The 11,810-nt window shown below is 71.5% G+C and carries 11 protein-coding genes; 9 read left to right on the top strand and 2 right to left on the bottom strand.

Features of this window, described 5'->3' with window-relative positions:
* Positions 1 to 9 precede the first annotated feature (9 nt).
* Positions 10 to 507 carry a metallopeptidase family protein gene (locus OFY01_RS30000; protein ID WP_407700455.1) on the bottom strand — a complete coding sequence of 166 codons (498 nt, stop codon included), beginning with the start codon at positions 505 to 507 and terminating at the stop codon, positions 10 to 12.
* A gap of 318 nt (positions 508 to 825) precedes the next feature.
* Between OFY01_RS30000 and OFY01_RS29995 the strand changes: the two genes are divergently transcribed.
* From OFY01_RS29995 to OFY01_RS29960, 8 genes are all read left to right on the top strand, one after another.
* Entirely contained in the window at positions 826 to 1,203 is a 378-nt protein-coding gene (locus OFY01_RS29995; protein ID WP_266605251.1) for a DUF3499 domain-containing protein, read from the top strand.
* Positions 1,204 to 1,319: 116 nt separating this feature from the next.
* Positions 1,320 to 2,684, top strand: a complete 1,365-nt coding sequence (locus OFY01_RS29990) for a phosphomannomutase/phosphoglucomutase (protein WP_266605249.1) — start codon at positions 1,320 to 1,322, stop codon at positions 2,682 to 2,684.
* Between the two features lie 188 nt (positions 2,685 to 2,872).
* Positions 2,873 to 3,043: a Trm112 family protein gene (locus OFY01_RS29985; protein ID WP_266605247.1), complete on the top strand. Its 171-nt coding sequence runs from the start codon at positions 2,873 to 2,875 to the stop codon at positions 3,041 to 3,043.
* A gap of 55 nt (positions 3,044 to 3,098) precedes the next feature.
* The gene (locus OFY01_RS29980) at positions 3,099 to 4,226 is read left to right on the top strand and encodes an SIS domain-containing protein (RefSeq protein ID WP_266605245.1); all 1,128 of its coding nucleotides are present in this window, start codon (positions 3,099 to 3,101) and stop codon (positions 4,224 to 4,226) included.
* 44 nt (positions 4,227 to 4,270) lie between these two features.
* Positions 4,271 to 5,422, top strand: coding sequence for a mannose-6-phosphate isomerase, class I (gene manA / locus OFY01_RS29975; RefSeq protein WP_266605244.1), 1,152 nt, complete (start codon positions 4,271 to 4,273; stop codon positions 5,420 to 5,422).
* A gap of 95 nt (positions 5,423 to 5,517) precedes the next feature.
* Positions 5,518 to 6,489 (top strand): cation diffusion facilitator family transporter, encoded by a 972-nt coding sequence (locus OFY01_RS29970; RefSeq protein WP_266605243.1) that lies wholly within the window; start codon positions 5,518 to 5,520, stop codon positions 6,487 to 6,489.
* Positions 6,490 to 6,754: 265 nt separating this feature from the next.
* Positions 6,755 to 8,215 carry an adenosylhomocysteinase gene (ahcY, locus tag OFY01_RS29965; RefSeq protein WP_266605242.1) on the top strand — a complete coding sequence of 487 codons (1,461 nt, stop codon included), beginning with the start codon at positions 6,755 to 6,757 and terminating at the stop codon, positions 8,213 to 8,215.
* A 165-nt stretch (positions 8,216 to 8,380) separates the two neighbouring features.
* On the top strand, positions 8,381 to 8,995 hold the full coding sequence (locus OFY01_RS29960) for a hypothetical protein (protein ID WP_266605240.1): 615 nt from the start codon (positions 8,381 to 8,383) through the stop codon (positions 8,993 to 8,995).
* Positions 8,996 to 9,211: 216 nt separating this feature from the next.
* On the opposite strand, the gene OFY01_RS29955 is transcribed toward OFY01_RS29960, so the two are convergent.
* Positions 9,212 to 10,312 (bottom strand): RDD family protein, encoded by a 1,101-nt coding sequence (locus OFY01_RS29955; RefSeq protein WP_266605271.1) that lies wholly within the window; start codon positions 10,310 to 10,312, stop codon positions 9,212 to 9,214.
* A 105-nt stretch (positions 10,313 to 10,417) separates the two neighbouring features.
* On the opposite strand from OFY01_RS29955, the gene OFY01_RS29950 reads away from it, so the two are divergent.
* Positions 10,418 to 11,425 carry a stage II sporulation protein M gene (locus tag OFY01_RS29950; RefSeq protein ID WP_266605238.1) on the top strand — a complete coding sequence of 336 codons (1,008 nt, stop codon included), beginning with the start codon at positions 10,418 to 10,420 and terminating at the stop codon, positions 11,423 to 11,425.
* The last annotated feature ends 385 nt before the right edge of the window (positions 11,426 to 11,810 follow it).

Raw genomic sequence — 11,810 nt, 5'->3', positions numbered from 1 at the left:
CGCCCGGGCTCACTCCTCGCTGTCGCCGTACCGCGGATCGACGGTCTCCGGGGTGAGCCCGAGCACCTCGGCGACCTGCTCCACCACCACGTCGTGCACGAGCATGGCCCGCTCGTCGCGGCCCTTGGTGCGGATCTCCACGGGACGCCGGTACACCACCACGCGCGCGGGGCGGCCCTCACGCGCGGGCACGGTCCCGCCGAGCGGCACGGTGCCGTCGCCGAACGCCTCGTCCTCCGGCGTCAGACGGGGCACCTCGAGGATCACGAAGTCCACCTCGGCCAGCTGCGGCCAGCGCCGCTCCAGGCGCTCCACGGAGTCCTGCACGAGGTCCGCGAAGGCGTCCGCGCGGCTCGCGGCCAGCGGCACCTGCGGCGGCGCCACGGGCCCGCGCATGCCACGTCCGTGCCGGTCACGGCGGCGCGGCGGGCGCGGCTCGGCGGGGGAGCGCGGCGGCATCTGCCCGGCCGCTGGTACGGGGCTGTCGGCGTCGGCGGCACTTTCCATCACCGACGAAGAGTAGTCCTCCGGGCCGCGTGAAACGGTCGCCCCGCCCCGGGGCCGCATGTCACTTCCTGACCGATCCGGCCATTCTCGGGGACGATTCCGGACCCCTCCCGGACCGGTGGTCTCGCGGTGGTTGACGGCATTTGCCCCGAGTGGTGACCGCTTTCAACTGTTCGACGGGGCGCACGCCCCCGGGTCGCCGCAGGTCACAGAAACGCCCGGCGCGAGCGGTGTGCGCCGTCTCACAGCGCGACACGGTGGGGTGACCCCGGGGAGAGTCGTCGCGGCCCGCTCAAGAGTGCGGTACCGTCCAACATCGTGAGCCCTGTACGTCGCTGTTCGCGCACCGCCTGCGGTCGTCCCGCCGTCGCGACGCTGACGTACGTCTACGCCGACTCGACCGCGGTCCTCGGCCCGCTCGCCACCTACGCCGAACCCCACTGCTACGACCTGTGCGCCGAGCACTCCGAGCGCCTCACCGCACCGCGCGGCTGGGAGGTCGTCCGGCTCGCCGACAGCTCTGGACCGGCCCGCCCCAGCGGCGACGACCTCGAGGCCCTCGCCAACGCCGTACGGGAAGCCGCACGCCCCCAGGAGCGCGCGGCCGAGGCGGGCGGCGGCGGCCGGCGCACCGCGGACCCGATGGAGGTCGCCCGCCGCGGCCACCTCAGGGTGCTGCGCTCTCCCGACAGCTGACGCACGGCGAGCCGCCCCGCGCACGCCCGACACTTCGGCAGCCGCGAGGTGCGCGGTGTGTCGTCAGTGCCGGGCTGTACGTTGTGGGGACGTGAAGGACTCCAGAAGGGGTGGCCGTGGCCGCTGATCTGTCGCAGCTCGTCAAGGCGTACGACGTACGCGGGGTCGTCCCCGACCAGTGGGACGAGCGGCTCGCCGAGCTGTTCGGCGCCGCGTTCGTGCGCGTCACCGGCGCGTCCGCGATCGTCGTCGGACACGACATGCGGCCCTCCTCGCCCGGCCTCTCCGGCGCCTTCGCGCGGGGCGCCGCCGCTCTCGGCGCCGACGTCACCGAGATCGGCCTGTGCTCCACGGACCAGCTGTACTACGCGTCCGGCGCGCTCGACCTGCCCGGCGCGATGTTCACGGCCTCGCACAACCCGGCGCGGTACAACGGCATCAAGATGTGCCGCGCGGGCGCCGCGCCCGTCGGACAGAACACCGGCCTGGCCGACATCCGCGGCCTGGTCGAGCAGTGGAGCGAGTCGGGCGCCCCCGCGCCCGCACCGACCCCCGGAACCATCACGCGCCGCGACACGCTGGACGGATACGCGGCGCACCTGCGCGACCTCGTCGACCTCACCTCCATCCGCCCCCTCAAGGTCGTCGTCGACGCGGGCAACGGCATGGGCGGACACACCGTCCCCACCGTCCTGGCCGACCTGCCCCTGACGGTCGTGCCGATGTACTTCGAGCTCGACGGCACCTTCCCGAACCACGAGGCGAACCCGCTGGACCCGGCCAACCTCGTCGACCTGCAACAGCGCGTGAAGGCCGAGGGCGCCGACATCGGCCTCGCCTTCGACGGCGACGCGGACCGCTGCTTCGTCGTGGACGAGCGCGGCGAACCCGTCTCGCCGTCCGCCGTCACCGCACTGGTCGCCTCCCGCGAGCTCGCCAGGAACGGCGGCAAGGGCACGATCATCCACAACCTGATCACGTCCTGGTCCGTCCCCGAGGTCGTCAAGGAGAGCGGCGGCACTCCCGTGCGCACGCGCGTGGGCCACTCGTTCATCAAGCAGGAGATGGCCACGACCGGCGCCATCTTCGGCGGCGAACACTCCGCGCACTACTACTTCCGCGACTTCTGGAACGCGGACACCGGCATGCTCGCCGCCCTGCACGTCCTCGCGGCCCTCGGCGGCCAGGACGGTCCGCTGTCGCAACTCGTCGCCGCCTACGACCGCTACGTCGGCTCCGGCGAGATCAACTCCACCGTCGCCGACCAGGCCGACCGAACCGCCGCCATCAGAGCGGAGTACGGGGCCCGCCCCGACACCACCCTCGACGAACTCGACGGCCTGACCGTGACGACGCCCGACTGGTGGTTCAACGTCCGCCCGTCCAACACGGAGCCGCTGCTGCGCCTGAACGTGGAGGCGAAAGACGCGCAGACCATGGAGAAGCTCCGCGACGAGGTACTGGCCATCATCCGCGCCTGACCGCCCCGACCGGCGCTGGGCCCGCCCGCCCTGCCCGCACGCCCCCCGCACGCCCCGTCGACCAGCCCCCGACACGGTCCCGGCGGTAGGCTGACCGGGTCGCACAAAGCAGCGCGCGCACCCTTTCGCAGCGACACAGAACCGCACCGAGAAGCCGCGCCGAGAAACCACCCGAAGGGAACCCGATCATGCCGCTCGAAGCCGGCCTCCTGGAGATCCTCGCCTGCCCGGCCTGCCACGCCCCGCTCAAGGAAGAAGGCGCCGAGCTGATCTGCACGGGCAAGGAGTGCGGCCTGGCCTACCCCGTCCGCGACGGCATCCCCGTACTCCTGGTCGACGAGGCACGCCGCCCCGCGTAACCGTTCCCGCGATACCGCGATCCCCGCGAATCCCGTGAGCAGGAGGCCCGACGCCATGTTCGACGAAACGCTCCTGGACGATCCGGACGCGCTGGCCAGGGCCGACCGCCGCGGCCTGCTGCGCGGCGCGGCCGAAGCGGGCGCCCGCGTACGCACCGCCGTACGCCATGCCGACGAAGCCGGCGTCGCCGACCTGAAACCGGACGGCCGCCCCCGCGCCGTACTGATCGCCGGACCCGGCACCGCCGCCGTCGGCGTCGCCGACCTCCTCGACGGCCTCGCCGGAGCCGCCTGCCCGGTCGTCCGCCTGCGCCCCACCGGCGTGGCCCCGGCGGCCGGCGCCCTGCGCTGGGAGCTGCCGGGCTGGGCCGGCCCGGTCGACCTGCTCCTGATCGCCACCCCCGACGGCACCGAGCCGAGCCTCTCGCTCCTGGTCGAACAGGCATACCGGCGCGGCGTCACCGTCGTGGCCGTATGCCCCACCGCCGCCCCACTGGCCACAGCCGTCACCGGCGTCCACGGCCTGGCCGTCCCCATGGCCACCGCCCCCTACGAACAGGACGAACCCGACGCGCCCTCCGCGCCCGGCGCCCTGTGGGCCCTGCTCACCCCGCTGCTCGCCCTCCTCGACCGCACGGGCCTGCTCGACGCACCCCGCGAGACCCTGGAGAAGGTCGCCGACCGCCTCGACCATGCCGCCGAGAAATGCGGCCCGGCCGTCGCCACGTACAGCAACCCGGCCAAGACACTCGCCGCCGAACTCGTCGAGGCGCTGCCCCTGATCTGGACCGAGGGCGCCGCCGCGGGACCGGCGGGACGCCGCTTCGCCGCCGCCCTCGCCGAACTGGCCGGCCGCCCCGCCCTCGCCGCCGACCTGCCCGAGGCGATGCCCGCACACGGCGCCCTCCTCGCGGGCGACCTGGCCGCGGGCGCCGACCCCGACGACTTCTTCCGCGACCGCGTCGAAGAGGTCCAGACCCTGCGCGCCCGCGTCGTCCTGCTCCGCGACCGCCCCGCCACCGGCCTCACCGCCGCCCCCGCGGCCCGCGAACTCGCGCTCTCCCACGGCGCCGCGGTCAGCGAACTCGAACCGGACGAAGGCAGCGACCTGGAGACACTCGCGGAGCTGATCGCCGTCACGGATTTCGCCGCCGTTTACCTGGGGCTCGCCTCCACGGCGTGAGCTGGACCCCTCCTCGTACACGGCACTGGCTGAAAGACGCACCCATGGATCGCCTCACCAACACCGTCCGCCCCTACGCCTGGGGCTCCACCACCGCCATCGCGCACCTCATCGGCGCCGAACCCACCGGCGAACCCCAGGCCGAGATGTGGATGGGCGCCCACCCCGGCGCCCCCTCCCGCACCGAGCGCGGCCCCCTGGACGAGGTGATCGCCGCCGACCCGCAGCGCGAACTGGGCGCCGCCGCCGTCACCAAGTTCGGCCCCCGCCTGCCGTTCCTGCTCAAGATCCTCGCCGCGGGCGCCCCGCTCTCCCTCCAGGTGCACCCCGACCTCGACCAGGCCGAACAGGGCTACGCCGACGAGGAGCGCCGCGGCGTCCCCCTCACCGCGCCCGACCGGAACTACAAGGACGCCAACCACAAGCCCGAACTCATCTGCGCCCTCACCGAGTTCGACGGCCTGTGCGGATTCCGCGCACCCGAGGACGCCGCCCGCCTCCTCGAAGACCTCGGCGTCGACAGCCTCAAGCCCTACGCCGACCTGCTGCGCGCCCACCCGGAAGAGGCAGCCCTGCGCGAGGTCCTCACCGCCGTCCTCACCGCCGACCCCGCCGCGATGAAGCAGACCGTCGCCGACGCCACGGCCGCCGCCCAGCGCGCCGGCGGCGACTACGAGCCGTACGCGGGCCTCGCCCACCACTTCCCCGGCGACCCGGGCGTCATCGCCGCGATGCTCCTCAACCACGTACGACTGGGGCCCGGCGAGGCCCTGTTCCTGGGCGCCGGAGTCCCGCACGCCTACCTCGACGGCCTCGGCGTCGAGATCATGGCCAATTCCGACAACGTGCTGCGCTGCGGCCTCACCCCCAAGCACGTCGACGTACCCGAACTCCTGCGCGTCGTCCGCTTCGAGGCCACCGACCCCGACGTACTGCGCCCGGAGGCGTCCCCGGACGGCGAAGAGGTCTACGACACGCCGATCGACGAGTTCCGCCTCTCACGCCACGTACTGCCCGAAGGCGGCGCCGCCCACGACCTCACCACGAACGGCCCGCAGATCCTGCTCTGCACGGCGGGCACGGTCCAGTCCGGCCCACTCACACTCCACCCCGGCCGGTCGGTGTTCGTCCCGGCGGGCGAGAAGACCGAAGTGACCGGTTCCGGCACCCTGTTCCGGGCGACCGTCGTGGCCTGAGAGCCCCCTGTGGCGTCCCGTGCTGCAACAATGACCCACCGCACGCACGGGACGCGCGGGCGTGCGGTGACGTAGGAAGGGACACCAGGACCGACATGAGTGCTTCAGGCGGAGCAAAGGCGATCATCGCGGCGCTCGCCGCCAACCTCTCGATCGCCGTGGCCAAGTTCGTGGCGTTCCTCTTCAGCGGCTCCTCGTCGATGCTCGCCGAGTCCGTCCACTCGCTGGCCGACTCCGGCAACCAGTTCCTGCTCCTCATCGGAGGCAAGAAGGCCCAGCGCGAGGCGACCCCGCAACACCCCTTCGGCTACGGCCGCGAACGCTTCATCTACGCCTTCCTCGTCTCGATCGTCCTCTTCTCCGTCGGCGGCATGTTCGCCGTCTACGAGGGCTACGAGAAGATCAAGCACCCGCACTCCCTGGACAACTGGTACTGGCCGGTCGGCGTCCTCGTCTTCGCGGTACTCGCCGAGGGCTACTCCTTCCGCACGGCCATCAAGGAGTCCAACGCGCTGCGCGGCAAACTCAGCTGGGGCCAGTTCATCCGCCGCGCCAAGGCGCCCGAACTGCCCGTGGTCCTCCTGGAGGACTTCGGCGCCCTCATCGGTCTGGTCCTCGCCCTGTTCGGCGTCGGCCTGACCGTGGCCACCGGCGACGGCGTCTGGGACGGCATCGGCACGCTCTGCATCGGCCTGCTGCTCATCGCCATCGCGATCGTGCTGGCCCTGGAGACGAAGTCGCTGCTGCTCGGCGAGGCCGCGGGCGCCGACCAGGTCGCGAAGATCGAGCAGGCCACGGTCGACGGCGACACCGTCACCGGCGTCATCCACATGCGCACGCTCCACCTCGGCCCGGAGGAACTTCTCGTCGCCGCGAAGATCGCGGTACGGCACGACGACACGGCGGCCGAGGTCGCCCGCGCCATCGACGCGGCCGAGGCCCGCATCCGCGCGGCCGTCCCCATCGCCCGCGTCATCTACCTCGAACCCGACATCTACAGCGAGGCGGAGGCCGCGCGGGGCGCGGACCCGGAGGCGACGCCCGGCGGTCCGGGCCCGGGCCACTAGGGCCGACCGAAGGGTTCGGTGTAGATTCGTCACGAGCCAGACGTCGCTGCTGATGGCGGTCGGGCGGCCCGGACGCCGGGCCGCGCGAGGGAGAGAGGGCCTCCGACGGACTGCGCTGCGAGCACCGGGACCTGAGCCCCAGCCGCTCGCAGAACAGCCATGCGTACACGCACGGCCGGAGACACGCTCGCGCGCACGCGCCTCGGTCACCGCCCGCGCTGTGCCCGCCCACCCGACCGCAACCGCACCGAGGAGCAGCTCACACATGACTTCTGTCGACGGACAGGCCCAGGACTTCAAGGTCGCCGACCTCTCCCTCGCCGAGTTCGGCCGCAAGGAGATCACCCTCGCCGAGCACGAGATGCCCGGCCTGATGGCGATCCGCGAGGAGTACGCCGCCGCCCAGCCGCTCGCCGGGGCCCGCGTCACCGGCTCGCTGCACATGACGGTTCAGACGGCCGTGCTCATCGAGACGCTCGTCGCGCTCGGCGCCGACGTCCGCTGGGCGTCCTGCAACATCTTCTCCACCCAGGACCACGCCGCCGCGGCCATCGCCGTCGGCCCGAACGGCACGCCGGACAACCCCCAGGGCATCCCGGTCTTTGCCTGGAAGGGCGAGACCCTGGAAGAGTACTGGTGGTGCACGGAGCAGGCCCTGACCTGGCCGAACTCGCCCACCGGCGGCCCGAACATGATCCTCGACGACGGCGGCGACGCGACCCTCCTCGTCCACAAGGGCGTCGAGTACGAGAAGGCCGGGAAGGTCCCCTCGGTCGACACCGCCGAGTCCGACGAGCACCGCGTCATCCTCCAGCTCCTGCACCGCACCCTGAGCGAGGACGCCCAGAAGTGGACCAAGCTCTCCTCGGAGATCCGTGGTGTGACGGAGGAGACCACGACGGGCGTGCACCGTCTGTACGAGATGCAGCGTGAGGGCACCCTCCTGTTCCCCGCGATCAACGTGAACGACGCGGTGACGAAGTCGAAGTTCGACAACAAGTACGGGTGCCGGCACTCGCTGGTCGACGGCATCAACCGGGCGACGGACGTGCTCGTGGGCGGCAAGACCGCCGTCGTGTGCGGTTACGGCGACGTGGGCAAGGGCTGCGCGGAGTCGCTGCGCGGCCAGGGCGCCCGCGTGATCATCACGGAGATCGACCCGATCTGCGCGCTGCAGGCCGCGATGGACGGCTACCAGGTCACCACGCTCGACGAGGTGGTCGAGACGGCCGACATCTTCATCACCACGACAGGCAACAAGGACATCATCATGGCGGGCGACATGGCCCGGATGAAGCACCAGGCCATCGTGGGCAACATCGGCCACTTCGACAACGAGATCGACATGGCCGGCCTGGCCGCCGTCGAGGGGATCGTGAAGGACGAGGTCAAGCCGCAGGTCCACACGTGGACGTTCCCCGACGGCAAGAAGATCATCGTGCTTTCGGAAGGCCGTCTGCTGAACCTGGGCAACGCCACCGGCCACCCGTCGTTCGTGATGTCCAACTCCTTCGCGGACCAGACGCTGGCCCAGATCGAGCTGTTCACCAAGCCGTCCCAGTACCCGGTGGGCGTGTACACACTGCCCAAGCAGCTCGACGAGAAGGTCGCCCGCCTCCACCTCGACGCCCTCGGCGTCAAGCTGACCACGCTGCGCCCGGAGCAGGCCGCGTACATCGGTGTCGACGTGCAGGGCCCGTACAAGCCCGACCACTACCGCTACTGATCTTGGACCGCTACTGATCCCAGCGCGCGGCCCACGACGGCCGGGACAGGCCCCCGCACCCCCGTGTCGGGGGCCTGTCCCGTACGCGCCGCACTGCCGCCGGGTACCGGGGCAGGGACTGGAAGACGGTCACCACCAGGCCAGACAGAGGACCCCACGAACCCCATGCCCCGCGGTCGTTATTCGCTTCATGATCTGCACGATCACACCCCCCTGGGAGAAGAGCACTTCCACTGCGCGCCCGGCCCCTCCGGCTGGCGCTACGTCGCTCAACGGACCACCCCCTCCGGCGACCACGCCGGTTCGATCGACCTCGCCCTCGACGAACTCGGCCGCCCTATTCGCCTTGAACTCCATGCGGCGAGCTGGCAGGTCAGAGGCGCCGCCCTGGACGGCGTCACCTGGGTGCGCACCGACCCCACCGGCACTCACGCGACCGAAGGAAACGCCCCCGCGCACGCCTTCACGGGCTCGTCCCCCGCATTCCTCATCGCCACCGCGCGTCTCCTGCGCCTCACCCCCGCTTCCCCCTCGACTCGTGTCCGCCTCGTGGCCCTCACGGATCCGGTCCTGGCCGCGCGCACCGTGGACCAGTCCTGGACCTTGCTGAACAGCGAAGCACACGCCACTGACAACGGCCCCCTGACCGTGGACGAATACCAGGTCACAGCCCTGGACACCGGCGAACAGCACACCGTGCACATCAGTGGAGACGTCGTACTCGCGGCCCCCGGCATCGAACTGGAAGACCTCGAAACGCCCCCGTCGACGTTCCCCTGACACGCGCCCCGACCACACCGCCGCCCACGGGACCGACGGCGGCGCCCGGCCGACGGCGTCCGGCCCGGCACCCGGACCGCAGTGCCCCGACGGCGGTGCCCGGACGGCGATACCCGGCTGACGGCGGTGCGCGGCTGACGGCGGCGGCGCCCAGCTGAGGGCGATGCCCGGACCGCGGTGCCCGGCCGACGGCTCAGACGTGCCCGGACGGCGGACTCAGGCGGGTGGCACGAATCCGGTCGACGGAGTCTCCCGCCGCTCATCGGCCCCGGGCGCGGCCCCCGGGCCGCCCCCCTCCGACGGCTGGCCGCCCGGTCGATGCCTCCCGGCCTCCGGCGATCCCGGACCAGAAGGCGACACGAATCCCGTCTGGGCGCGGGGCGCGGCAACCTCACCAACGCCACCTGATTCCCCAGCCCCACCCGCGCCGCCTGTCACATCTGCCCCAGCAGCCCACCCGGACGAGTTCACCGCCCCCGCCCTGCCAGGAACCGACGTGAACGAGCCGGACCCCCCTGCCACCGGCGCGCCGACGCTCGGGTCGACGTAGCCGCCGCCCCCACCGACGCCGCCGCCGAAGGCGCGCTGAGCCTCCCGCGACTGCCGCTCGTGCACCACCGCCGCCAAGAACGCCGCCGGAGGCACGTCGCTCGGTGCCGGAGTCCCGGTGCGGGCCGCGAGCTCGCCGGCGAGCCGCCCGGCCACACCCCATCCCACCTGCGGATCAAGCTGACCCATCCGCGTCAGGTACTGCCGCACCGCCAGCCACAGCTCCTCGGGTACGGCGGAAAGGTCCAGCTGCGAGAACCTCCCCACCAACCACGGCGGCGGAGGCGGCACCGAGGCGGTCTGGCCGGTCGGCACCCGCTCCCGTACGACCAGCGTCCCCGCGAAAACATCGCCGACCCGCCGTCCGCGAGCCGAAACGAGGGACGCGATGCACGCCACCACTCCGAACGTCAGGAGGATCTCCACGACGCCGACAGCACCCCGGACCAACGCGTGTCGGAACCTGATCGGTCCCCCGTCGTCCCGCACGACCCGCAGCCCGCACGCGAGCTTCCCGAGCGATCGTCCGTGGCTCAGCGTCTCCACGGCGATCGGAATCCCGACGAGCACGAGCAGAAAGAGCGCCACGGAGAGCGCGGCGACCGCGGCGTCGTCCAGTGATGCCGTGGCGGCGACGACAGCCATCGTCACCGCGATGTACACGGCGAACGTCACCACAAGATCGATGAGTACCGCCAGCGCACGACTCGGAAGCTTCGCGGGCCGCAGCTCCAACGCCACTGCCTCACCTGTCACCAGCTCACTCACACCGGCCACCCACCCTTCCCTGACCTGCCCCGGCAACCGCCAGTCTGCCAAGCTGTGGGCACATCGCGCCGCACAGGTGCCGGAAAGCGAGGAGCAGCAGACCGGATGGACCTCGATGTCTTCGTGTCCGCCCACAGGAGCGAGTGGGACCGCCTGGACGCTCTCCTGCGCCGGCGCCGTCGTCTGACGGGTTCGGAAGTCGACGAACTGGTGACGCTGTACCGGCGCACCGCCACGCATCTCTCACTGATCCAGTCGAGCGCCCCTGACCCGCGCGTGATCGGCCGCCTGACGCAGCTCGTGGCACGCGCGCGTAGCGCCGTGACGGGAACCCGCCGGGCCTCCTGGCGCGACGTGACGCGCTTCCTGACGCGCGGTTTCCCGGCCGCCGTCTACCGGGCCCGCCACTGGTGGGTGCCCACCGCTCTCATATCGACGGCGGCAGCCGCCCTCATAGGCTGGTGGATCGGCACACACCCGGACGTCCGTGCCGCCATTGCGGCCCCCACGCAGCTGCGGGAGATGACACGCCCAGGAGGCCAGTACGAGACGTACTACTCCAGCCACCCGGCAGCCTCCTTCGCGGCTCAAGTCTGGACGAACAACGCTCAGGCCGCCGCCATGTGCCTGGCCCTCGGCGTCTTCCTCGGCCTCCCCGTGCTGTGGATCCTCCTGGAGAACATGCTCAACCTCGGCGTGGGCCTCGGCCTGATGGCCTCCGCCGGCCGACTGGACACGTTCCTGGGCCTGGTCCTCCCGCACGGGCTCCTGGAACTGACCGCCGTTTTCGTAGCGGCCGGCACCGGTCTCCGCCTTGGCTGGACGGTCATCGACCCGGGCCCACGCACGCGCCGCACAGCCCTGGCGGAAGAAGGCCGGGCAGCCCTGGGCATGGCCATCGGCCTGGCCCTGGTCCTCTTCGTCTCAGGCGCCATCGAAGGCTTCGTCACCCCCTCCGGCCTCCCGACCTGGGCCCGCATCGGCATCGGCATCGCGGCAGAACTCGCCTTCCTGCTGTACGTCTACGTACTAGGCGGCCGCGCGGTCCGCGAGGGTGAGACGGGCGACCTGGGCGCGGACGAACGGAGCGCGTCTCAGCCGCTGGCCGCCTGAGGTCCGATGTGCGTCGGCCCATGCCGAGCTGCTAGTCTCCTCTTCGCCCCGGAACGACTGTTGACACGGACGTGATGGGGAGGTAGATTCAAACAGTTGCCCGGAGCTGAGTAGGTTCACGTGGCGACGGTTAGCGTCTAGCGCGCTTCACGAAATGACATTTATTCGAGAAGCCTCCGATTAACTCAGTCAGATCGCGGGTCGGTCAGTCCGCCCCAAAATCTCTGATAAAGTCGGTCCAGCCGAAAGGCAGTCGAAAGACCGCCGAAAGGCAAAGGCCCCTCCAGCGGCCACCGGAAACAAATTCTGACCGGAAACGGAACGGAAAACGGATCTGGTAAGGTTGGAAACACCGAAGGGAAGCGCCCGGAGGAAAGCCGGAGAC

It is taken from the genome of Streptomyces beihaiensis (genome assembly GCF_026274175.1).
GTDB classification, from domain to species: domain Bacteria; phylum Actinomycetota; class Actinomycetes; order Streptomycetales; family Streptomycetaceae; genus Streptomyces; species Streptomyces beihaiensis.
Note: the sequence above shows the minus strand (reverse complement) of the source record. Positions and strands in the feature narration are given on the sequence as shown.